This is a genomic window from Superficieibacter sp. (assembly GCF_032071645.1).
Taxonomy (GTDB): domain Bacteria; phylum Pseudomonadota; class Gammaproteobacteria; order Enterobacterales; family Enterobacteriaceae; genus Superficieibacter.
Genome location: NZ_DAMAPU010000008.1, coordinates 128,114 through 152,104, shown reverse-complemented (window position 1 = coordinate 152,104; position 23,991 = coordinate 128,114). Strand labels below are relative to the sequence as shown.

Here is a 23,991-nt window from a genome sequence, read left to right as displayed (position 1 = left end):
TGTACCTCTGGTGTTGGTGCATTAATTAGTGCGTTACCGGCGCAGATTCTTTCTGCACGACGGCCTTAAATCGGTTAGCAATAAGGGTGCTGATGCAGGTCAGCACCATTACCGTGATCATCACAATGGCCATCTGTAATGCGTTACTGGATAAGAACGGTGATGCGAATGCGGGAACGTAGGCCACACCCTTAACGTTAAAGAAGCCCAGCATCATGCCGCCCAGACCCGCCCAGACGATGGCGGAGCCAAAGACGATTTTGTTGGCGAACATGAACGGATAGGCAGACTCCACGAAGGTCCCAAAGCCCAGGTTGATGAGCAGACCGGGGGTGGCGACCGCTGCTTCGCTTTTTTCACGAGGGGCGATGACGTTAGCCAGGTTGATACCGGCAGCGACCATGACCAGGCCAACCATATCTACCGCGCCGAGGAAGCTGACACCGGATTTTTCCATCTCCAGCAGCACCAGCGGCAGGATGACCGCGTGGTATACGCCGCCGAGTATGGCAGGCCAGATGACCAGCCCCGCCAGGAGTCCGGCAAGGACAGGACTGAATGCCAGCGTGCTTTCAATGGCCAGCTTGATATAGTTACCGGCTTCCAGCGCCAGCGGGCTTAGCAAATAGTGCATGATCAAACCGGCGGCGAGGCCGGATATCCCACCGGCGACAATGTTGACGGTGGTCATCGGAAAGCGCCAGTTCAGACACAGTTCAAACAGCCAGCGAACGAAGATACCGGCCATCAGACCGCCGATAATCCCGCCAATCAGCCCGCCTTCAACTGAAAGCACCCCGGCAACCACGCCTGCCACGATCGAGACTTCATCCAGTTCAGAAATCTGCTTCGCGGCGAGAACGGCGACCAGCACCGGCAGGCCTTTCAGCAGAATCTCAAAAATATCGTTCAGTTTTTCCAGCCCGGGAATGTGGCTCAGTGCGAGGACAATCGCCATCGCAATAAAGCCGGGCAAGGCGGGGATCATAATGCTGCGGATGTTAAACCGCTTAAGCAGGCTTTTTCCTGAACCGCTTTGTGAAGGCGAGGCGCTGCCCAGCTGCGGCTTGTATTTGATCCCCCAGTGTTTACACAGCGATGCCACAAAAGAAACCGCGCGAGTACGGCTGGTGGTGCCGGTAGTGCCGGAGGTTGCGACCACTTTTGCGCCTTTGGCGGCGATCAGCGCCATTGAGGTACCACCTGTACCGACAATCGGCGTTTTCATGTCCACGGCAGCGGCGAAAACGGCCTGATTTGTTTTCTGCGGATCGGCGCTCATGACGACGATCCCGTCGATCTCGCCGCTGCGGATCCTTTCTGCGATCTGCCGATCGCTTTCTACCACCGAAGCATTCACGTCGGCCAGCTTACCGTGAAAGATACGCTGTGGTTTTTGTTGGTTTTCTGCGGTCAGGGCAAAAACGGATGCTGGCGTGTCGGGTTTGGCGGCATCCATAGACGCCTCCGCCGCGATAAACTGCACGGCAGCGACCTCCACGCCTGCGGCTTCGCACTGCTGGTAAATCTCATGCAGCAACTTTTCCGGCTCTGCGCCGCCCAGGTTGTAGAGATTGCCTCCACTGCTTCCAATAATCGCAATTTTTTTCATCGTAGCCTCAGGGACAGGGTAAGAGGGTTATTTGTGTTGTAATGATATAATAATTCCAACAAAAACAAATTAAATCAACATTTGATCGCTGTTTTTTGCGAAGGATTAAGCGTGTTTTTTGTTGTATTTATATGAAAGTAAAAGAGTATATTAAGAAATTGCTTTGTGTTGTTATTTGTGGTTTTGTGACGGAGTTCAAAAGAAATGCGGTGAGGATGGAGGGCGTACCCCCCATCACGCTGGATTACTGCTGGCGCAGCGTCTTATGTTTCTCATCAAGCGGCTTCGCAGACCAGTATCCCGCCAGCAGCGAGCCGGAAAGGTTATGCCATACCGAAAAGAGCGCGCCGGGGAGGGCGGCCAGTGGGGAAAAGTAAATTTTGCCGAGCGCGGCGGCAAGGCCGGAGTTCTGCATACCGACTTCAATCGCCAGCGTGCGGCAGGTTGACTCATCAAAACCGAATAACTTGCCGCCCCAGTAACCACCCAGCAGCCCGATGGTGTTATGCAGGATCACCGCGATAATCACTACCAGTCCGACCGAAGCAATATGGCTGGCGCTGCCCGCGACCACTGCGCTGATAATCGCCAGAATGCAGACCATTGAGAACGCAGGCAGATACGGTTCCACGGCCTTCACCACGCGCGGGAACAGATGGTGAACAATCAGGCCAAGCGCAATCGGGATCACCACGATTTGCAGAATGCTCAGCAGCATCCCTATCACATCCACCTGAATGTGAGCGTCCACATACAACCGTGTCAGCAACGGCGTGGCGACCACGCCCACCAGAGTAGAGACGGAAGAGATGGTGACGGAAAGTGCGACGTCGCCTTTTGCCAGATAAATCATCACATTCGACGCGGTGCCGCTGGCGACACTTCCCACCAGCACCATACCGGCGGAGAGATCCGGCGGCATTTTAAACAGTATCGCCAGCAGCCAGGCGGCCAGCGGCATGACCAGATAGTGCAGGAAAATCCCTGCGGCAACCGGAGCCGGGCGTGACAGCACGCGCTTAAAATCAGCGAGCCGTAAATGTACACCCATGCCAAACATAATGAGCATCAGCAGCGTACTGACCCACGGGCCGAGGGGAACAAAGGTGGTGGGCGTGTAATAAGCGATAACGGAGAGCAGCAGCGCCCATAACGGGAACAGCCTGGTCAGCATGGAAAGCATCGTGTTTTTCCTCAGGGATGTATGCGTTGTGTTTTGTTATAAACAGGCCGGGATCGAGCCAGACCATAGCTATTTTTTATCGTGTGAGGGCTGTTTATTCAAACAAATTATGATGAAGAGGATTCATGTGGCCTCTGTGCGGGAGGAAAGCACGACGAATTCAGGCAGGCGGAAAGGGGCAACATGGACTATTGTTATCGGGTTTTAACCGGTCGGGACAACCCGCAATATCACAGAATGTGTCGCTGAAGAAAAACGAGAACATGAAAATCATCCCTGTTATTTTGTTTCTGTTATCTGAAAAAAGTGCTGAATTAAAACAGTTCTGGCGAGCGGAAATAACCTCTGGCGGTAAGATCAATCCTTTTCGTCTTTATATGGCTCACCGCAGCCGTACCCGGCATTTCCTGATGTGGTGGCGTCTCGCCAGCCAGATGTCGATAAAGGGTAATAAACAGCAAAAACGCGCGGCTAAAAAAATCCACTGGTCCTTGCAGTGCCGCTACGCCTCGGATATCAGTTTAAAAGCCGCTATCGGTATAAATCCTAAGTTTGTTCACCTGACCGGGGTGGTCATTTCAGGGAAATCGGTCATCGGCGAAAATGCCACCATCTATCAAAATGTGACTATCGGCCTGCGTAATGATAATGACGAATCGGCGGCGCATATTGGTAATAACGTAAATATTGGTGCAAGCGCCTGTATTCTGGGCAACGTCAACATTGGTGATGATGTGAAAATAGGCGCGATGTCGTTAGTGCTGGGGGATATTCCAGATAAGTCGACCTATATTTGCCAGGTAACACCGAAAATTATTTCCGCCGCTTAGTCATAATTCAGAGCCGTAAGATAAATCGGCCCTGAATTATGCGTATGCTATCGGTAGCTAAGCATGGTGATGAATGTTTAGCACACCACAAATGAGTTTGCCCGGCTGGCACAACGCTACCGGGCATTTTTATTATTCAAACAAATTGAAATGCAGCTTCTGGACTACCTGCTCGGCTTCGGCACCGGGGACAAGGAAGCACAGGTTATGGCTTGATGCGCCATAGCAAATCATGCGGATGTTAAACGGCTCCAGCACGCCAAATACCTCTTTGCCCACGCCGCAGGCTTTCGACAGGTCGTTGCCGATCAGCGCGACCAGCGCCAGGTTTTCTTCAACTTCCACCCGACACAGAGCCGACAATTCCATCAGCAGAGACTGGGTGAGCAGCGTATCGCCGGTGGAGGTCGATCCGGTCGTGTCGAGGGTTAACGCCACGCTGACTTCAGAGGTGGTGATCAAATCGACCGAAATGTTATGGCGTGCCAGAATGCCGAACAGCTCCGCCAGGAAGCCGCGCGAATGCAGCATATTCAGGCTGTGCAAGGTTAGCAGCGTTTGTTTCCGGCGCAGTGCCAGCGCGCGGAACAGCGGCGGGTTTTGCGTCTCATTGCAGACCAGCGTGCCGCCCGCTTTTGGATCTTTGCTGGAGCCGACAAACACCGGGATATCGCTGCGCACGGCGGGCAGCAGCGTCGCCGGGTGCAGGACTTTTGCGCCGAACGTTGCCATTTCCGCCGCCTCTTCAAAGGCGATTTCATCAATACGTTTTGCCGCAGGCACTACGCGCGGGTCGGTGGTGTAAATGCCCGGCACATCGGTCCAGATATCCACGCGGGTCGCGTGCAGCGCTTCTCCCAGCAGGGCGGCAGTATAGTCGCTGCCGCCGCGTCCCAGCGTGGTGGTACGGCCTTTGCCTTCGCTGCCGATAAATCCCTGGGTGATCACCAGACCTTCGTGCAGGCGCGGAGAGAGCAACTGGTTGGTCAGTTCCGCGAGCGCCGCCACGTCCGGCTCGGCACGGCCGAAACGGTCGCTGGTGCGCATGACTTTACGCACGTCAAACCACTGTGCCTGCACCTTGCGCTCACGCAGGATCTCGACGAACAACAGGGTAGACATCAGCTCGCCGTGGCTCACCAATTCATCGGTGAGGGCGGCAGAGGTCGCCAGCGACGCCGCCTCTGCCAGAGTGGTAATATTTTCCAGCAGGCGATCAATTTCTTCACGGATGATATTTGGCTGCGTCAGACGTTCGAGGATATCGAACTGAATTTTGCGGATCGCATCCAGTTTGACGAAGCGTTCGCTCGCCTCCAGCCCTTCGGCCAGCGCCACCAGCAAATTGGTCACTCCCGCCGACGCGGAAAGCACCACCAGATGTACGCTGGGATCGGAAAGCACCACGTCCGCGCTGCGGTTCATGGCATCAAAATTGGCCACGCTGGTGCCGCCAAATTTGGCGACAACAAGCGGGGAAACGGCAGTAGTCATAGCAACCTCGTGTCTGAGAATGAAAATAGCGACCCCGGCACAAGGGCAGAACGTTGACCGGTCCATGTGCAAGCACCTTATACCCGTAATATTTCACGTTGCCTGTGTGCTGGCTGCGCTCACTCACCCCAGCCACTTACTGGCGTAAGTTCCCGGGGCTTCCCTCGCTGCCGCGTTGATGCAACTCGAATTATTCAGGGTATATTCATAAATAAAAGGTGAGCCGGATGATGTCAACGCTGGGGTTATGCGGATTTTTCATGCAGCGCAGCCCATCAGAAAAAACACTTATATCCTCGTCATGCTTCAGGTTGCCCGATCGCCGTCTCCTTCGCCTGTCACTCGAATGATCCAGGGCATAAACGCTATACTTTCCCTGTTCTTTTGACCGTTATTGTCGCTCCACCAGGGCAATGGCATAAAAACCATCACAATTTTGCGTTACTGGCGCTACAATCGACCGCAGTTATAGTTCTCATATCTGAAGAGTATTGCTCATGAAAAACATTAATCCGACGCAGACTTCTGCCTGGCAGGCATTACAGAAACACTATGATGAAATGAAAGACGTGACGATCGCGGACCTGTTCGCGAAAGACAGCGATCGTTTCAGCAAATTCTCCGCCACGTTCAATGATTCCATGCTGGTGGACTTCTCCAAAAACCGCATCACCGAAGAGACGTTGGCAAAACTTCAGGATCTGGCGAAAGAGACCGATCTGGCTGGCGCGATCGCGTCCATGTTCTCCGGCGAAAAAATTAACCGCACTGAAGACCGCGCCGTGCTGCACGTCGCGCTGCGTAACCGCAGTAATACGCCGATTATCGTCGACGGCAAAGACGTGATGCCGGAAGTGAACGCGGTGCTGGAGAAGATGAAATCTTTCTCCGAAGCGATTATCTCCGGCGAATGGAAAGGCTACACCGGCAAGCCGATCACCGACGTCGTGAACATCGGTATTGGCGGCTCCGACCTCGGCCCGTTCATGGTGACCGAAGCGCTGCGTCCGTACAAAAACCATCTGAATATGCACTTTGTGTCTAACGTCGATGGCACCCACATCGCCGAAGTGCTGAAAAAAGTCAGCCCGGAAAGCACCCTGTTCCTCGTGGCGTCTAAAACCTTCACCACTCAGGAAACCATGACCAACGCCCACAGCGCGCGCGACTGGTTCCTGAAAACCGCCGGTGATGAAAAACACGTAGCGAAACACTTTGCCGCGCTGTCCACCAATGCGAAAGCCGTCGGCGAGTTTGGTATTGATACCGCCAACATGTTCGAATTCTGGGACTGGGTGGGCGGTCGTTACTCCCTGTGGTCGGCGATTGGCCTGTCAATCATCCTGTCCGTGGGCTACGACAATTTTGTGGAACTGCTGTCCGGCGCGCACGCGATGGATAAACATTTCTCCACCACCGCCCCTGAACAGAACCTGCCGGTACTGCTGGCGCTGATTGGCATCTGGTACAACAATTTCTTCGGCGCAGAAACCGAAGCGATCCTGCCGTATGACCAGTACATGCACCGTTTCGCGGCCTACTTCCAGCAGGGCAATATGGAATCCAACGGTAAGTACGTTGACCGTAACGGTAACGCCGTGGATTACCAGACTGGCCCTATCATCTGGGGTGAGCCGGGCACCAACGGCCAGCACGCGTTTTATCAGCTGATCCACCAGGGCACCAAAATGGTTCCGTGCGATTTCATCGCCCCGGCGATCACCCACAACCCGCTCTCCGATCACCATCCGAAGCTGCTGTCTAACTTCTTCGCCCAGACCGAAGCGCTGGCGTTTGGTAAATCCCGTGATGTGGTTGAGCAGGAATATGCCGATCAGGGTAAAGATCCTAAAACCCTGGAGCACGTGGTGCCGTTTAAAGTGTTTGAAGGCAACCGTCCGACTAACTCCATTCTGCTGCGCGAAATCACTCCGTTCAGCCTGGGGGCGCTGATCGCCCTGTACGAACATAAAATCTTCACCCAGGGCATCATCCTGAACATCTTCACCTTCGACCAGTGGGGCGTTGAGCTGGGCAAACAGCTGGCTAACCGCATTCTGCCGGAACTGAAAGAAGACGACGCTATCGACAGCCATGACAGCTCCACCAACGGTTTAATTAACCGTTATAAAGCGTGGCGCGGCTAAGATAATAGCCATAAAAAATACCGGCAAATTGCCGGTATTTTTTTATCAGATAATTCTTCTTGTGACCTAATATTCGCTATCGGTATTTGTGAGCATAATCTGAAAAAGAATTACGCTACGAGCGTCCCAAATCCAAATTTTAAGAAAATACGTATATTAGATTTTCTTTTACTCATTGAATTTTATCGATATTTTATTTTAAATATCCGTGCATTATTAAATTTAGTTAAATCCATTTTATATTTCCTCACGATATTCCTTGTATCGGGGTTGTGTATACTCGAACGCGCCTGGATATTTCAGGCACCTCCATTCATTCAATGAAGGGAAATTGATATGCGTAAAATCCTGTATGGCATTTTTGCCATTACCGCATGCGCGGCAACGTCCGCGTATGCAGCACCGGTTCAGGTCGGTGAGGCCGCAGGTTCGGCGGCGACGTCTGTTTCAGTGGGAAGCTCCACTGCAAGTAGCGTTAGCCCCGTAAGCTCGGCCGTGGGTGTCGCTCTGGCGGCTACGGGTGGTGGTGATGGTTCCAATACCGGGACCACAACTACCACGACCACCAGTACCCAGTAACAGCGGGTATTTTAACCATAACCACACTTCGGTGTGGTTATTTTGCCCCTTCGGAGAGAAGAGTCGTGAAGCGACCTGCACTCATTATGATTTGCCTGCTGCTCCAGGCCTGTTCGTCAACCACAAAAGGGTTAGGAGACTCATTGTGGGACAGCGTGTTTGGTACCCCTGGTGTTCACCTCACTGACGATGATATTCAAAACATGCCCTATGCCAGCCAGTATGTTCAGCTTAACGAGGGACCGCAGCTGTTTGTGGTGCTGGCCTTCGCCGAAAACGGGCAGCAAAAATGGGTGACGCAGGATCAGGCAACCCTGGTGACGCAGCACGGGCGTCTGGTGAAAACCCTGCTTGGCGGGGACAACCTGCTGGAAGTGAATAATCTGGCCGCCGATCCTCTGGCGAAGCTTGACCAAATTATTGACGGCGCGCAGTGGACGCGCACGATGGGCTGGACCGAATACCGCCAGGTGCGCTACGCCACCGCCCGCTCCGTCTTCCACTGGAACGGGACCGACAGCGTGACGCTGGGCGGTGAAACCACCCCAGTCCGCGTTCTTGATGAAGAAGTCGAAACCGACCAGGCCCGCTGGCATAACCGCTACTGGATCGATAGCGAAGGGCAAATTCGCCAGTCGATACAGTATCTCGGCGGCGATTACTTCCCGGTCAAAACCACGTTAATCAAGGCGGCGAAATCATGAAAAAACAGCTCATCGCCGCGCTGATGCTGGCGCTGACGTCCTCTCTGGCGACGGCAGCGGGAACGGTGCAGGTTTATTCGCCGCCCGGCGCGCAGCCGAAAACGCTGACCGGGGCTGAACATCTGATTGATCTTGTGGGCCAGCCCGCGCTGGCAAATAGCTGGTGGCCGGGCGCGGTCATCAGCGAGCGGCAGGCTACGGCGGTCGCGCAGCAACAGCATCAGGCATTGCTGGCGCGTCTGGCCGTTGCGGCCAGTGAAGAAGGCGGTGACGACGGCGCGGCGATTAATGCCCTGCGCCAGCAGCTACAAAACCTCAGCGTCACCGGCAGGCAGCTTATCAACCTCGACCCGGATCGCGTGCGGGTGAGCAGCAGCGGCAATCCGCCATTGCAGGGCGAATACAGCCTGTGGGCCGGGCCGCGCCCCTCCACGGTAACGGTGATGGGGCTGGTCAGCCAGCCGGGGAAAAAAGCGTTTACGCCGGGCCGCGATGTCGCCAGCTATCTCGAAGGCAACAGCCTGTTAAGCGGAGCGGATCGCAGCTATGCGTGGGTGATTTACCCGGACGGGCGCGCGCAGAAAGTCCCGGTGGCGTACTGGAATCATCGCCACGTTGAACCGATGCCGGGCAGCACGATTTTTGTCGGTTTAGACGGATCGTTATGGCGTCGCACCCCGGATGAACTCAATGCGGATGTTGTTCACTCCCTGACGCAGCGGATACCCGAATAATGAAAAAAACTTATCTTTATAGCCTGCTGGCGCTGGGTGTGAGCGCGGCCTGCCACGCAGAAACTTATCCGGCTCCCATCGGCCCGTCGCAGGGTGACTTTGGTGGCGTGGGGCTGCTGCAAACGCCAACTGCCCGCATGGCGCGTGAAGGCGAGCTGAGCCTTAACTACCGTGATAACGATCAGTACCGCTACTATTCTGCATCGGTACAGCTGTTCCCATGGCTGGAAACCACGCTGCGTTACACCGACGTGCGGACAAAACAGTACAGCTCCGTTGATGCGTTCTCCGGCGATCAGACCTACAAAGATAAAGCCTTTGACGTCAAGCTGCGCCTGTGGGAAGAGAGCTACTGGCTGCCGCAGGTTTCGGCGGGCGCGCGCGATATCGGCGGGACCGGGCTGTTTGATGCCGAATATCTGGTGGCGAATAAAGCCTGGGGACCGTTTGATTTCTCGCTCGGTCTGGGCTGGGGCTACCTCGGCACCAGCGGCAACGTCAGCAATCCGTTCTGCTCGTATAGCGATAAATACTGCCATCGCGACAACAGCTACAAGCAGGCGGGATCGATGGATACCGGCGAAATGTTCCGGGGTCCGGCATCCCTGTTTGGCGGCGTGGAGTACCAGACGCCGTGGCAGCCGCTGCGCCTTAAGCTGGAGTACGAAGGCAATAACTATCAGCAGGATTTTGCGGGCAGACTGGATCAGAAAAGCAAATTTAACGTCGGGGCCATTTATCGCGCCACCGACTGGGCCGACGTCAACGTCAGCTACGAGCGCGGCAACACGCTGATGTTTGGCGTGACCTTACGCACCAACTTCAACGACCTGCGCCCGAACTACAACGACAATGCGCGTCCGCAATACCAGCCGCAGCCGCAGGATGCGATCCTGCAACACTCGGTGGTATCGAATCAGCTCACGCTTTTGAAATACAACGCGGGCCTGACCGATCCGCAAATTCAGGTCAAGGGCGATACGCTGTACGTGACCGGCGAGCAGGTTAAATACCGCGATTCGCGTGAAGGTATCGAGCGGGCCAACCGCATCATCATGAACGATCTGCCGGACGGTATTCGCACGATCCGCGTGACCGAAAACCGGCTGAATATGCCGCAGGTCACTACCGAAACCGACGTTGCCAGCCTGAAACGGCATCTGGAAGGCGAGCCGCTGGGTCAGGAAACGGCGCTGGTACAAAAACGCACTGCGCCGATCGTGCCGGAAAATACCGAGCAGGGCTGGTATTTCGACAAATCGCGCTTTGATTTCCACCTCGATCCGGTGCTCAACCAGTCCTTTGGCGGGCCGGAAAGTTTCTACATGTACCAGCTTGGGGTGATGGGTACCGCCGATCTGTGGCTGACGGATCACCTGTTAACTACCGGTAGCGTGTTTGCCAACCTCGCCAATAACTACGACAAGTTTAACTACACCAATCCGCCGAACGATTCGACGCTGCCGCGCGTGCGTACCCGCGTGCGTGAATACGTGCAAAACGATGTCTACGTTAACAACCTCCAGGCCAACTACTTCCAGTACCTCGGCAATAACTTCTATGGTCAGGTCTACGGCGGTTATCTGGAGACGATGTATGGCGGCGCGGGTGCGGAAGTGCTTTATCGTCCGGTAGACAGCAACTGGGCGGTGGGTCTGGATGCCAACTATGTGAAGCAGCGTGACTGGCGCAGCGCGCAGGACATGATGAAATTCACTGATTACAACGTGAAAACCGGGCATCTGACCGCTTACTGGACGCCGCCGTTTGCCCAGGACGTGCTGGTGAAAGCCAGCGTCGGTCAGTATCTGGCCGGGGATAAAGGCGGCACGCTGGATATCGCCAAACGCTTCGACAGCGGCGTGGTGGTCGGCGGGTACGCCACTATCACCAACGTTTCGGCGGATGAATACGGGGAAGGGGACTTCACCAAAGGCGTGTACGTTTCTGTGCCGCTGGATATCTTCTCTTCCGGCCCGACACGCAGCCGCGCCGCGATCGGCTGGACGCCGCTGACGCGCGACGGCGGACAAATGCTGGGCCGCAAATACGAGCTTTACGGCATGACCAGCGACCGGAACATCAATTTCCGCTAACCCTGCCACGCCCGGTTTGCGCAATGCAGCCGGGCGCTTTACCTTCGCTGACGTAAACCAGGATAAAAAATGTAGATCTGGATCACACTTTTGCGCTATACAAGAGCCACGTCTCTTTAGCAAAAGGTGCTGCTATGACATCGCTACCCCGCCCGCGCGTTGAGTTTATCTCCACCATTCTTCAGACCGTGCTCAATCTGGGCTTGCTCAGCCTGGGGCTAATCCTGGTCGTGTTTCTCGGCAAAGAGACATTACATCTGGCGGATGTGCTTTTCGCACCTGAACAAACGAGTAAATACGAGCTGGTCGAAGGGCTGGTGGTGTATTTTCTTTACTTCGAGTTTATCGCGCTGATTGTGAAATATTTTCAGTCCGGTTTTCATTTCCCGCTGCGCTACTTTTTGTACATCGGGATCACTGCCATTGTGCGGCTGATCATTGTCGATCACACCTCGCCATCGGATGTGCTGATCTACTCCGGGGCGATCCTGATTCTGGTCGTGACCCTCTGGCTGTGTAACTCGAAACGGCTGAAGCGCGAATAAAAAAAGGGCGCTCCGAAGAGCGCCAAACAAAGGTCACAAGATCAATGATAAGTTGAGGGTTACAGCGGCTTCGAACGATGAAACTTAACCTTTTACCCCGCCTGCCGTCAGACCGTTGACCAGCCAGCGCTGGGCCAGCAGGAACACAGCAGTGATAGGGATGGCGGAGAGCACCGCCGCAGCGGCAAAGTCGCCCCACAGATAGTTTTGCGGGTTGAGATATTGCTGCATTCCGACCGCCAGGGTGTAGCTGTTCACGTCGCGCAACAGCAGCGAGGCGACCGGCACTTCAGTAATCGCGGCGATAAACGACAGAATAAAGACCACTGCCAGAATCGGCACCGACAGCGGCAGCAGTACCAGACGGAACGCCTGCCACGGCGTTGCCCCATCCAGCGCGGCGGCTTCTTCCAGCGAGCTGTCAATGGTTTCGAAATAGCCTTTAATCGTCCAGACGTGCAGCGCGATCCCGCCCAGATAGGCGAAGATCACCCCGCCGTGGGTATTCAGGCCGATAAACGGAATGTACTGACCGAGGCGGTCAAACAACGCGTACAGCGCGACCAGCGACAGCACCGCCGGGAACATCTGGAAAATCAGCATCCCTTTCAGCAGCGTCGCCTTGCCGGAAAAGCGCATCCGCGCAAAGGCATAGGCGCAGGTGGTGGAGAGCGCCACAATACCGACCGCCGTGATCCCGGCAATTTTTACCGAGTTCCACAGCCACAGCAGCACCGGGAAAGGCGGCGGCGTGACGCGACCATCCGCATGTTCCACGCTAAAACCGAGCGCCAGCCGCCAGTGCTCCCAGGAAATCTGTTCCGGGATCAGACTGCCGGTGGCGAAGTTGCCCTCGCGCAGGGAGATGGCGATCACCATCAGCAGCGGGAACATAATTGCGGCGATAAACGCCAGCAGTAGCAGGTGCGTCGTCAGCAGCCGCAGCTTTTGTGATTTGGGTTGAACCATAGCCATTGTTATTTCTCCCTTAATCAAACTTCATGCGCGTGGCTTTCAGATTCACAATGGCCAGTGCGCCGACCAGCAGGAAAATCAGCGTGGCGATGGCGGCCGCCAGGCCAAAGTCCTGACCGCCGCCGCCTTCAAAGGCGATGCGGTAGGTGTAGCTCACCAGCAGGTCGGTATACCCGGCCGGCGTGGTCGTACCAAGGCGATCCGGGCCGCCGTTGGTCAGCAACTGGATCAGCACGAAGTTATTAAAGTTAAACGCAAAGCTGGCGATCATCAGCGGCGTCAGCGGTTTGATCAGCAGCGGCAGCGTGATCTTAAAGAAGTTCTGGAACGGTCCCGCGCCATCCATTGCCGAGGCTTCGTACAGATCGTCAGGAATCGCTTTCAGCAGTCCCATGCACAGGATCATCATGTACGGGTAGCCCAGCCAGGTGTTAACGATCACAATCATCGAACGCGCGGTGGTCGGGTCGCTGAACCATGCCGGTTTCACACCGAACAGCGTGCCCAGCAGCATGTTGATTTCCCCAAAGCTCTGGTTAAACAGCCCTTTGAAAATCAGAATCGAGATAAACGACGGCACGGCGTAGGGCAGGATCAGCAGCACGCGGTAAATCGCTTTGCCTTTCAGCGATTCCCACTGCACCACACAGGCCAGCACCATGCCTACCGCGACGGTTAAAATGACGGTAAGTATGGAGAAGATCACCGTCCAGACGAAAATCGCGAAGAACGGCTTCTGAATGCCTTCGTCGGTAAAGACGCGCATAAAGTTGTCCCAGCCGATGGTCACGGTGTAGCCAGGGCTTAATTTTTCATCGCCCCAGGCGCCGTCCGCATTGATCGCCTGCCAGAAGCCTGCGTCGTTATTAGGGCGGTATTTCACGCCGCTCTGGTTGTTGGTCAGCGTGCTGTCATCCGCCAGCGAGTACAGAGGGCGCGTGCCGGAGAACTGACGCAGCGAACTCATGATCACTTTACTTTCGTCGGGCAGCACCGCCGTCAGTTGGGTCAGCGCCTGACGATTCTGGGTGATGATGCGTAAGTTAGCGCGCTCGCGGGTCGGCAGAGAGGCGATCTCTTTCAGCGCGACTTTCTGCTCGCCGCCAAAAGTGAAGGCGTCGGAGAGATAATTTTTGCCGGTTTCGCCGTCGGTCAGCGCCAGTTGCCATTGATTCTCCGCCGGATAGAGTCCGAAGTTATAGGTTTTACCCGCCTGATATGAGCGGTCCATCAGCACCTGCTGCGCGCGCTCCTGGGTGAGCTGGTTGGTGCTGCTGTAGTTGGTAAAGGCGATGGCGATGGTGCAGACCAGCGGGAAAAGGACAAACAGCCCCATCCCGGCCATGCCAGGGTAGACATAGCGCCACGCGTAGGCTTTGCGATTAGCGAAAATATACAGGCCAGCCGAGCTTAAAATCAGCGTCATGATGGCAAACAGGTACTCCCCCTGGGCGTACATTAAAACAACAAGGTAACCCACCAGCAGCCCCAGCAACCCTATCGCTGACCATTTCAGCGTGTCGCTTTGCCACCCGTGTTTCTTTTTAACGGCATCCATGGGGATTGTCCTCTACAACGATTAAACAACCCTCACCCCAGCCCTCTCCTCAAGGGAGAGGGGCGGTTTCTCCTTCTCCCTTAAGGGAGAAGGCCGGGATGAGGGGGTTACAACACGTCTTACTTGGTAATGCGGCCCTGCGCATCTTTCAGTGCGGCATCGACCGTCTGACGACCGCTGGCAGCGTTGATCACCGCCGTGCGTACTGCGTACCAGAAGGCAGCCATCTGCGGCACGTTCGGCATGATTTCGCCTTTCTGTGCGTTATCCATCGTGGCGGCAATACGCGGGTCTTTCGCTAACTGATCCTGGAAGGATTTCAGCGCGACCGCGCCCAGCGGTTTGTCCTTGTTCACTTCATCCAGACCCTGATCGGTCAGCAGGTAGTTTTCGAGGAACTCTTTTGCCAGTTCTTTGTTCGGGCTGGCGGCGTTAATACCCGCGCTCAGTACCCCAACGAACGGTTTCGACGCTTTGCCTTTAAACGTTGGCAGCAGCGCGACGCCGTAATTGATTTTGCTCTTGTCGATGTTCGACCATGCCCACGGACCGTTGATGGTCATCGCGGTTTCGCCTTTGTTAAAGGCCGCTTCGGCGATGGAGTAATCGGTATCGGCATTCATGTGTTTGTTTTTGATCAGATCGACCAGGAAGTTCAGGCCTGCTTTCGCGCCCGCGCTGTCCACGCCGACATCTTTCACGTCGTACTTGCCGTTGGCAAATTTGAACGCGTAGCCACCGTCAGCAGCGATTAACGGCCAGGTGAAGTACGGTTCCTGGAGGTTAAACATCAGCGCGCTCTTACCTTTCGCTTTCAGCGTCTTATCCAGCGCCGGGATCTCTTCCCAGGTTTTTGGCGGATTCGGTACGAGGTCTTTGTTATAGATCAGCGACAGCGCTTCTACCGCAATCGGATAGGCGATCAGCTTGCCGTTATAGCGCACTGCGTCCCAGGTAAAGGGATACAGTTTGTCCTGGAAGGCTTTGTCCGGGGAGATTTCTGCCAGCAGGCCAGACTGGGCGTAGCCGCCAAAACGGTCATGCGCCCAGAAGATGATGTCCGGGCCATCACCGGTCGCAGCAACCTGCGGGAATTTCTCTTCCAGTTTATCCGGGTGCTCAACGGTGACTTTAATGCCGGTGTCTTTCTCGAATTTCTTACCGACTTCCGCCAGGCCGTTATAGCCTTTGTCGCCGTTGATCCAGATTACCAGCTTACCTTCTTCGATTTTGGCGAGAGCCGAGGCGGAAAACATCATTGTTGTCAGTGCGGACAGCGCCAGAATGCGTGCGCCAGTTTTGATATTCATATATCCCGTCCTTATGGTCATTACGTGTGAATACGCTCAGGTGGCTTGACGATGCTCAGTCTCCGGGTTTGACAAGCCCTTTCCATCCTCCCCACCTCTACGCCCCACCGCTGCGTTATGTGATCCGCGTTGCATAAATCTGCGTTATGGGTTCTGGCGCACACAAAATCGCGACGAATTTTGTCGCTCGCATCACGAAAATAGCCTGCGGGCCGTGCCGCCCGTCTCAGCGGTCTCCTCCTCATCCTCCTGACTCCTCCCCCATAAAAAAGGCAGGGGGTGGAGGATTTATCGCTTCCGCGATTGGCACATAGTCAGCCCATCTTGAATGTTTCTGTTGATGACAGGTTGTAACGAAGGGAGTGGGCATGGCGAGCGTACAGCTACGGAATGTAACGAAAGCCTGGGGTGACGTGGTGGTATCGAAAGATATCAACCTCGACATTCATGAAGGGGAATTCGTGGTCTTTGTCGGACCGTCAGGCTGTGGGAAATCAACCCTGCTGCGCATGATTGCCGGGCTGGAAACTATTACCAGCGGAGAGTTGTTCATTGGCGAAACCCGCATGAACGACATCCCGCCCGCCGAACGCGGTGTGGGCATGGTCTTTCAGTCTTATGCGCTCTATCCGCACCTTTCCGTTGCTGAAAATATGTCGTTCGGCCTGAAGCTGGCGGGCGCGAAAAAAGAGGTCATGAATCAGCGCGTGAATCAGGTGGCAGAAGTGCTGCAACTGGCGCATCTGCTGGAGCGCAAGCCAAAGGCACTCTCTGGCGGGCAGCGTCAACGTGTGGCGATTGGCCGCACGCTGGTGGCGGAACCGCGCGTTTTCCTGCTTGATGAACCGCTTTCCAACCTCGACGCCGCGCTGCGCGTGCAGATGCGCATCGAAATCTCGCGCCTGCACAAGCGTCTGGGCCGCACGATGATTTACGTGACCCACGATCAGGTCGAAGCGATGACGCTGGCCGACAAAATCGTGGTGCTGGATGCCGGTCGCGTGGCGCAGGTGGGTAAACCGCTTGAGCTGTATCACTACCCGGCTGACCGTTTCGTTGCGGGCTTTATCGGCTCGCCGAAAATGAACTTCCTGCCGGTGAAAGTGACCGCCACCGCGATCGATCAGGTGCAGGTTGAGCTGCCTAATCGCCAGCACGTCTGGCTGCCGGTGGACAGCGCCAATGTTCAGGTGGGGGCCAATATGTCACTCGGCATTCGCCCGGAACATCTGCTGCCGAGCGATATCGCGGATGTCACCCTGGAAGGCGACGTTCAGGTCGTCGAACAGCTGGGCCACGAAACACAAATTCATATTCAGATCCCCGCCATCCGTCAGAACCTGGTTTACCGCCAGAATGACGTGGTGTTGGTAGAAGAGGGTGCCACATTCGCTATCGGCCTGCCGCCAGAGCGCTGCCATCTGTTCCGTGAGGATGGCTCCGCGTGTCGTCGGCTGCATCAGGAGCCGGGCGTTTAAGCATTCCCATTAAATACGCGGAGCCGGAAAAGGCGAGGCGTAAAAAAAGAAAAGCAATGATCTCAGGAGATAGAATAATGACTACTCTGCGCAAACTTCCACTGGCAATCGCCATCACTGCGGGCATTCTTTCTGCTCACGCCGGTGCTGTCGATTTCAAAGGTTATGCTCGTTCCGGTATCGGCTGGACGGGAAGCGGCGGCGAACAACAGTGTTTCCAGGCGACTGGTGCTCAAAGTAAATACCGTCTCGGTAACGAATGTGAAACCTACGCGGAAATTAAACTGGGCCAGGAAGTGTGGAAAGAGGGCGATAAGAGCTTCTACTTCGACACTAACGTCGCTTACTCCGTCGCACAACAGAATGACTGGGAAGCAACCGATCCGGCCTTCCGTGAAGCCAACGTGCAGGGTAAAAACCTGATCGATGCACTGCCGGGTTCAACCATCTGGGCCGGTAAACGCTTCTATCAGCGTCATGACGTCCACATGATCGACTTCTACTACTGGGATATCTCCGGTCCTGGTGCGGGTATCGAAAACATCGATCTCGGCTTCGGTAAACTGTCTGTTGCCGCAACGCGTTCTCAGGAATCCGGTGGTTCTACCTCCTTTAGCAACAACCATATTTATGACGCAACCAAAGACACCGCTAACGATGTCTATGACGTGCGTTTAGCCGGTCTGGAAACCAACCCGGACGGGATGCTGGAATTCGGTGTCGATTACGGTCGTGCCAATACTACCGATGATTACCGCCTGGCCGACGATGCGTCCAAAGATGGCTGGATGTTCACCGCTGAACATACCCAGAGCATGTTGAAAGGCTTTAACAAATTTGTTCTGCAATACGGCACTGACGCGATGACCGCGCAGGGTAAAGGTATTCCGCAGGGTTCCTGGACGGGTGACGACTTCGCCACCGACCGCCAGGTCAACAACGACGGTTCACTGTGGCGCGTTATCGACCACGGTGCCATCACTCTGGCTGACAAATGGGACCTGATGTACGTCGGTATGTACCAGAAAGTCGATCGTGATGATAACCGTGGTACTGACTGGTACACCGTGGGCGTGCGTCCGATGTACAAATGGACACCGATCATGAGCACCCTGCTGGAAGTGGGCTACGACAACGTGAAATCGCAGGAAACCGGCGATCGTAACAACCAGTACAAAATCACCCTGGCACAACAGTGGCAGGCTGGCGACAGCATCTGGTCACGTCCGGCTATCCGCGTATTCGCGACCTATGCGAAATGGGATGAAAGCTGGGGCTATGCCAAAAACAGCGACGGCGCAATTGGCCGCTCTGCCATCAGCGACTCAACCGGCAACGGTCAGTTCTCCAACAGCCGTGGTGATGACGATGAAATCACCTTCGGTGCACAGATGGAAATCTGGTGGTAATCACGCAGTAATCTGACACAAAGAGGGGCGCAAGCCCCTCTACTTCTTAAAGGTTGGCGCGCTATTGCCTGGCTACCGCTGAACCTATGCAATTTGAGGTGATAACAATGAAAATGACGAAAAGTTTTGTCGCCCTCTGCCTGACAGCGGGCCTGCTGGCAGCGGCTCCGGCCATAACGCTTGCTGAAGTAAACTACGTACCGCAGAACACCAGCGCCGCGCCGTCTATTCCTGCTGGCGCATTGCAGCAGTTGACCTGGACGCCGGTCGATCCATCGAAAGAGCAAAAGACGTCGCTCGCGACCGCCGGGCAGCGCCTGGACGTGGCGGGCATTACCGGTCCGGTTGTCGCTTATAGCGTCCCGGCCAACATCGGTGAGCTGACCCTGACGCTGACCAGTGAAGTGAATAAACAAACCAGCGTTTATGCGCCAAACGTGCTGATCCTCGATCAGAACCTGACGCCGTCCGCCTTTTTCCCCAGCAGCTACTTTACCTATCAGGAGCCGGGCGTGATGAGCGCCGACCGTCTGGAAGGGGTGATGCGTCTGACGCCTGCGCTGGGGCAGCAAAAAATCTACGTGCTGGTCTTTACCACCGAGAAAGATCTGCAACAAACCACCACCCTGCTGGACCCGGCGAAAGCCTACGCCAAAGGGATTGGTAACGCGGTGCCGGATATTCCCGATCCCGTTGCCCGTCATACCACCGATGGCCTCCTGAAGCTGAAAGTTAAAACCAATAACAGCTCCAGCGTGCTGGTTGGCCCGCTGTTTGGTTCATCCAGCCCGTCTACGGTGACGGTCGGCAATACCGCTGCGCCGGTTTACAGCGCGCCCGCCACAGCTACCACAACCGCCGCACCGGCACCCGCTGCGAAAAGCGAGCCGGTACTGAATGACACGGAAGCGTACTTTAATCAGGCCATTAAACAGGCCGTGGCGAAAGGCGATGTCGATAAAGCGTTAAAACTTCTTAACGAAGCAGAGCGTCTGGGGTCAACTTCAGCGCGTTCCACCTTTATCAGCAGTGTAAAAGGCAAGGGGTGATTGTTGCCCCACAATGCTGATGCTTAGGCTTAGCCTTTCGGTGCGCCCCCACGGGCGCACTCTTTTTTCCGGTGCCGCCTCTGTGTTGCATATCTGTTGCGTTTTTGGACGCTAACCCGCCCTCATCTCCTCGTTTCTGCGTTACAATACCTTCAGGTTATGTCCCGGAGAAACAGGCATGTCACATCCTGCGCTAACGCAACTGCGTGCGCTGCGCTATCTTAGTGCTATCCCCCCGCTGGAGCCTGCACTGCTGGAATGGCTGTTGCTGGAAGATTCGATGACCAAACGGTTTGAACAGCAGGACAAAAAGGTCAGCATCACGCTGGTGCGCGAGGCATTTGTCGGGCGGGAGGAGATAGCGGAAGAGCTGGCGCTGTTGCCGGACGAGTCGCGCTACTGGCTGCGGGAAATTATCCTCTGTGCGGATGGCGAACCCTGGCTTGCCGGGCGCACCGTTGTGCCTGAATCCACCTTAAGCGGCCCTGAGCTGGCGCTGCAAACGCTGGGTAACACGCCGCTGGGACGCTATCTGTTTACTTCATCGACGCTGACGCGCGACTTTATTGAGGTCGGGCGTCAGGCCCAACTGTGGGGACGCCGCTCGCGGCTGCGGCTGAATGGAAAACCCCTGCTGCTAACCGAACTGTTTTTACCTGCCTCACCGATATACCAGAAGGAAAGAAGAAATGGAGTGGAGTCTGACGCAGAATAAGCTGTTGGCGTACCATCGCCTGATGCGTACCGACAAACCCATTGGCGCACTGCTGCTGCTGTGGCCGACGCTGTGGGCGCTATGGGTCGCGACGCCAGGGCTGCCGCCGCCGTGGATCCTCGCGGTTTTTATCGCCGGAGTCTGGCTGATGCGCGCGGCGGGCTGCGTGATTAACGATTATGCTGACCGCAAAATTGACGGCCATGTGAAACGCACGGCTAATCGCCCGCTGCCCAGTGGTGCCGTCAGCGGTAAAGAAGCGCGCATACTGTTTGTGCTGCTGGTGCTGTGTTCGTTCCTGCTGGTGCTGACCCTTAATAAAATGACGATTTTCCTTTCGGTTGCGGCGCTGCTGCTGGCGTGGGTCTATCCATTTATGAAGCGTTATACCCATTTGCCGCAGGTGGTGCTGGGCGCGGCGTTTGGCTGGTCAATCCCGATGGCATTTGCCGCCGTCAGTGAAACGCTGCCGCTAAGCTGCTGGCTGATGTTTCTGTGCAACATTCTGTGGGCGGTGGCCTACGACACTCAGTATGCAATGGTCGATCGCGACGACGATCTGAAAATCGGCGTGAAATCCACGGCAATTTTATTCGGACAATACGATCGGTTAATTATCGGGATCTTACAAATAGCGGTACTCGCGCTGATGACGCTTATTGGCTGGCTGAATGGACTCGGCGGCGCATTTTACGCGGCAGTGGCGGTGGCAGGCGTGCTATTTGTCTGGCAGCAAAAACTGATTATTCACCGTGAGCGCGATGCCTGTTTTAAGGCTTTTATGAATAATAATTATGTCGGTCTGGCGCTTTTTGTCGGTCTGGCGGTAAGTTACTGGTATCTTTAATTATTTGCTCGGGCATCTGTGGTGGTTTATGCCATTTAAGCCTCCCGAGAAAAAGCCAAAGCGATGAAGAAGCTTTGGCTTTTTTCTTTCTGTAATAACGGCTTGCGAGTTAACTATCCTGCTAAATCCGTTCTTTTAATTCTCATCTGAAACCCAGTCATTAATAATGTTATCCTGGAGATCAGTTAGCCATAATCTGATAAAAAAAAGCGGGCCATATAGGTGACCCGCTTTTTTTTCTATAAAAACCTCCGGCGATGCCGGAAGATATTTATTCGCCCTGCGCCGCGCTCTCGATAGTCAGGCGCACATCCGACGTAATCAGCTCTGCCAGCATCTGATAAACCTTCATCGTTTGCTCTGGTTCGGCATCGCCGGTATCGCTGATATAGCCTTCATCGCGCAGGGTCAGCACCAGCGAACTGAATACCGCTTTATCGAAGAATTCCGGGGCGTTAATACCGTGCAGCACGGAGAGACGTTGCGCCACGGTACGGCTTTCTTTCTCCAGCGTGCCACGGTTAATCGACGGATTCGCGCTAAGCAGCCAGAAAGTGATGGCATAGCGTTGCAGCGTTTCGCGCGCGCCTGCGGCCAGCAGTTGCAGCGTGTGTGCGCGTGCCGGATTAATGCGGTACTCGGTTTCATTAAGGCTAATCAGCCCCTGACGCGTCATTTCTGCGGCCAGCGCATCAATAACGCCTGCGATTTCCGTGCTGTCCCAGCGCAGGAACAGTTCGGCCTTGAGCATCGGGTAAAGCAGTTCGATGTGATCCAGCAGCGCTGCACGCGAGATCTGCCGTTGCTGGGTAATAATCGCCGCGATCAAAGAAGGCAGCATCAGCATATGCGCAATGTTATTGCGATAGTAGGTCATCAGCACCGCCTGCTCGCGCGGCAGGATGATGATATCGCCGATGGTGTCTTTCTCAACCTCGAACTTATTCATCTGTAGCGCATGTTCGATAAGTTCGTTCGCGGTGGCAGACGGCGCGGTGGAATCCGGTGCGTAAGGCACGTTGCGCAGCAGATCCAGATAGCAATCCAGCTGTTGCGTAAGCTGCTCGCGGGTCAGCGAGCGCTGACGGGACGCCAGCAGCGCGGTACAGCACAGGTTCATGGCATTCGCCGCGCCTGCATTGTTGATGCGCACCATTAAATCGGCGGCGATGCGGTTTACCGTCGGCGTCAGCCACGCGGGACGCACGGCCTCGATAGGATCGATAGACTCGCGCCATTCAGGAACGTGATGATTCAGGTAAGTCATCAGCGGCATCGGCTCGCCAAAGTTCACGTAGCCCTGACCAAGATTTCGCAGCTTGCTCAGACCGCGCATCATTTGCAGCAGGTTTTCTTTCTCTTTCGTCGCGCCGCGCAGCTCTTTGGCATAGGTGCCCACTTCCATAACGTGCTCATAGCCGATGTAAATCGGCACCAGCGTGATAGGGCGAGTACCGCCGCGCAGCATCGCCTGAATGGTCATGGACAGCGTGCCGGTTTTCGGGTCCAGCAGGCGGCCAGTACGTGAGCGTCCACCCTCGACAAAATACTCCACCGAATAACCCCGGCTGAACAACTCGCCCAGGTATTCGCGGAACACCGTGGAGTAGAGTTTATTGCCCTTAAAGGTGCGGCGGATAAAGAACGCGCCGAGGCGGCGGAAGATTGGGCCTGCGGGCCAGAAATTCAGGTTGATACCGGCAGCAATGTGCGGCGGAACCAGCCCCTGATGGTAAAGCACATAGGACAGCAGCATGTAGTCCATGTGGCTACGATGGCAGGGCACGTAAACAATCTCGTGCCCGTCATGCGCCAGTTGGCGCACGCGCTCGGCGTTATGGACATTGATCCCCTGATAGAGACGGTTCCAGGTGAAACCCAGTATGCGGTCGGTCAGGCGGATCATTTCATAGGAAAAGTTGGCGGCAATCTCTTCCATCAGCGCAATCGCGTTTTGCTGCGCTTTTTCATGGGAGATTTTTTTGCTGCGCGCTTCATCTTCTACCGCGCGGGCAATGGCTTTCGATGCCAGCAGCTTATTAAACAGATCCTGACGAGCGGGCAGGCGCGGGCCTACGGCTGCCAGACGCTGGCGGGCAAAATGCATTCGTGCTACCCGCGCCAGCTTTTGGGCGATAATTTTGTCGGTGCCGTGCTCATCCGCCATCCGGCGCAGAGAAACCGACGGCGAGAAGCGGACAAAGCTGTCGCGCCCCAGCCAGGAGACGGCAAAAAACTTCTGCACGCCGTTCAGCATCCGCAGCGGCGGATTGACTTCCCCTTTTTCACGCCCCGGCGAGCGGCCAAACATGACCGAAACCGGGACCATTTGCACGTCCAGCGCGGGATTGCTGCGATGCAGATCCAGATAGTCATGAAAAAGTTTGATTGATTCTTCTTTTGGCGTGTAATACGTAAATACACGCGGGCCACCGTGAATGAATACGTAACGCGGCAGCAGGGTGCCGTCGACCTCCAGCGGCTCCAGTGGGTCAGGGAGATCGTGCGCCAGACACTGCTCGCGTAGCGTCAGCAGGTCCGCTTTCGAGTTGTACGGCAAAACGTACATAATCGGGCGGGAGGTATCCAGACCCAATTCCAGAGCGGGTTCCGCCGGAATAGACTTGCTCTTTACCAATACGCTTAATGGTAAATTCAGTAATTTGTAGTAAATTCGTGGCCAGCCGGACATAAACGATGTGAAGCCTCTGGTTAATAATGCAAAT

General features: G+C 55.3%; 19 protein-coding genes. 12 read left to right on the top strand and 7 right to left on the bottom strand.

Annotated elements, in window-relative coordinates; translation table 11 throughout:
• Positions 1-25: 25 nt before the first annotated feature.
• Both RT197_RS15740 and panS read right to left on the bottom strand, forming a co-directional pair.
• Positions 26-1,612 (bottom strand): PTS sugar transporter, encoded by a 1,587-nt coding sequence (locus RT197_RS15740; protein ID WP_312952093.1) that lies wholly within the window; start codon positions 1,610-1,612, stop codon positions 26-28.
• Positions 1,613-1,856: 244 nt separating this feature from the next.
• Positions 1,857-2,795, bottom strand: coding sequence for a ketopantoate/pantoate/pantothenate transporter PanS (panS, locus tag RT197_RS15735; RefSeq protein WP_312952092.1), 939 nt, complete (start codon positions 2,793-2,795; stop codon positions 1,857-1,859).
• 263 nt (positions 2,796-3,058) lie between these two features.
• On the opposite strand from panS, the gene RT197_RS15730 reads away from it, so the two are divergent.
• Positions 3,059-3,625, top strand: a complete 567-nt coding sequence (locus RT197_RS15730) for a serine acetyltransferase (protein ID WP_312952091.1) — start codon at positions 3,059-3,061, stop codon at positions 3,623-3,625.
• A gap of 132 nt (positions 3,626-3,757) precedes the next feature.
• Here RT197_RS15730 and lysC read toward each other — a convergent pair whose 3' ends face one another.
• Positions 3,758-5,119, bottom strand: coding sequence for a lysine-sensitive aspartokinase 3 (lysC, locus tag RT197_RS15725; protein ID WP_312952090.1), 1,362 nt, complete (start codon positions 5,117-5,119; stop codon positions 3,758-3,760).
• A gap of 497 nt (positions 5,120-5,616) precedes the next feature.
• Here lysC and pgi point away from each other — a divergent pair, with 497 nt between their 5' ends.
• The 6 genes from pgi to psiE all read left to right on the top strand — a co-directional run bounded on the left by pgi (position 5,617) and on the right by psiE (position 11,924).
• Positions 5,617-7,266 carry a glucose-6-phosphate isomerase gene (gene pgi, locus RT197_RS15720; protein WP_312952089.1) on the top strand — a complete coding sequence of 550 codons (1,650 nt, stop codon included), beginning with the start codon at positions 5,617-5,619 and terminating at the stop codon, positions 7,264-7,266.
• A gap of 336 nt (positions 7,267-7,602) precedes the next feature.
• On the top strand, positions 7,603-7,845 hold the full coding sequence (yjbE, locus tag RT197_RS15715) for an exopolysaccharide production protein YjbE (protein WP_312952088.1): 243 nt from the start codon (positions 7,603-7,605) through the stop codon (positions 7,843-7,845).
• Between the two features lie 65 nt (positions 7,846-7,910).
• Positions 7,911-8,549 (top strand): YjbF family lipoprotein, encoded by a 639-nt coding sequence (locus RT197_RS15710; RefSeq protein ID WP_312952087.1) that lies wholly within the window; start codon positions 7,911-7,913, stop codon positions 8,547-8,549.
• Positions 8,546-9,283: a capsule biosynthesis GfcC D2 domain-containing protein gene (locus RT197_RS15705; protein ID WP_312952086.1), complete on the top strand. Its 738-nt coding sequence runs from the start codon at positions 8,546-8,548 to the stop codon at positions 9,281-9,283. Before RT197_RS15710 ends, RT197_RS15705 begins: the two co-directional genes overlap by 4 nt.
• Positions 9,283-11,379 carry a YjbH domain-containing protein gene (locus tag RT197_RS15700; protein ID WP_312952085.1) on the top strand — a complete coding sequence of 699 codons (2,097 nt, stop codon included), beginning with the start codon at positions 9,283-9,285 and terminating at the stop codon, positions 11,377-11,379. Before RT197_RS15705 ends, RT197_RS15700 begins: the two co-directional genes overlap by 1 nt.
• 134 nt (positions 11,380-11,513) lie before the next feature.
• Positions 11,514-11,924, top strand: a complete 411-nt coding sequence (psiE, locus tag RT197_RS15695) for a phosphate-starvation-inducible protein PsiE (RefSeq protein WP_312952084.1) — start codon at positions 11,514-11,516, stop codon at positions 11,922-11,924.
• An 84-nt stretch (positions 11,925-12,008) separates the two neighbouring features.
• Here the strand turns inward: psiE and malG are convergent, their stop codons facing one another.
• The 3 genes from malG to malE form a co-directional block, all read right to left on the bottom strand.
• On the bottom strand, positions 12,009-12,899 hold the full coding sequence (gene malG, locus RT197_RS15690; RefSeq protein ID WP_312952083.1) for a maltose ABC transporter permease MalG: 891 nt from the start codon (positions 12,897-12,899) through the stop codon (positions 12,009-12,011).
• A gap of 13 nt (positions 12,900-12,912) precedes the next feature.
• Entirely contained in the window at positions 12,913-14,457 is a 1,545-nt protein-coding gene (gene malF / locus RT197_RS15685; RefSeq protein WP_312952082.1) for a maltose ABC transporter permease MalF, read from the bottom strand.
• 119 nt (positions 14,458-14,576) lie between these two features.
• On the bottom strand, positions 14,577-15,767 hold the full coding sequence (gene malE, locus RT197_RS15680; protein WP_312952081.1) for a maltose/maltodextrin ABC transporter substrate-binding protein MalE: 1,191 nt from the start codon (positions 15,765-15,767) through the stop codon (positions 14,577-14,579).
• 368 nt (positions 15,768-16,135) lie between these two features.
• On the opposite strand from malE, the gene malK reads away from it, so the two are divergent.
• From malK to ubiA, 5 genes are all read left to right on the top strand, one after another.
• Complete coding sequence (gene malK / locus RT197_RS15675; RefSeq protein WP_312952080.1) at positions 16,136-17,245, top strand: maltose/maltodextrin ABC transporter ATP-binding protein MalK; 1,110 nt, start codon at positions 16,136-16,138, stop codon at positions 17,243-17,245.
• 74 nt (positions 17,246-17,319) lie between these two features.
• Positions 17,320-18,654 carry a maltoporin gene (locus RT197_RS15670; RefSeq protein ID WP_312952113.1) on the top strand — a complete coding sequence of 445 codons (1,335 nt, stop codon included), beginning with the start codon at positions 17,320-17,322 and terminating at the stop codon, positions 18,652-18,654.
• 107 nt (positions 18,655-18,761) lie between these two features.
• Entirely contained in the window at positions 18,762-19,703 is a 942-nt protein-coding gene (malM, locus tag RT197_RS15665) for a maltose operon protein MalM (protein ID WP_312952079.1), read from the top strand.
• A 178-nt stretch (positions 19,704-19,881) separates the two neighbouring features.
• The gene (gene ubiC, locus RT197_RS15660) at positions 19,882-20,418 is read left to right on the top strand and encodes a chorismate lyase (RefSeq protein ID WP_312952078.1); all 537 of its coding nucleotides are present in this window, start codon (positions 19,882-19,884) and stop codon (positions 20,416-20,418) included.
• Positions 20,393-21,265: a 4-hydroxybenzoate octaprenyltransferase gene (gene ubiA / locus RT197_RS15655; protein ID WP_312952077.1), complete on the top strand. Its 873-nt coding sequence runs from the start codon at positions 20,393-20,395 to the stop codon at positions 21,263-21,265. Before ubiC ends, ubiA begins: the two co-directional genes overlap by 26 nt.
• A 271-nt stretch (positions 21,266-21,536) precedes the next feature.
• On the opposite strand, the gene plsB is transcribed toward ubiA, so the two are convergent.
• On the bottom strand, positions 21,537-23,957 hold the full coding sequence (gene plsB / locus RT197_RS15650; protein WP_312952076.1) for a glycerol-3-phosphate 1-O-acyltransferase PlsB: 2,421 nt from the start codon (positions 23,955-23,957) through the stop codon (positions 21,537-21,539).
• Positions 23,958-23,991: the final 34 nt, after the last annotated feature.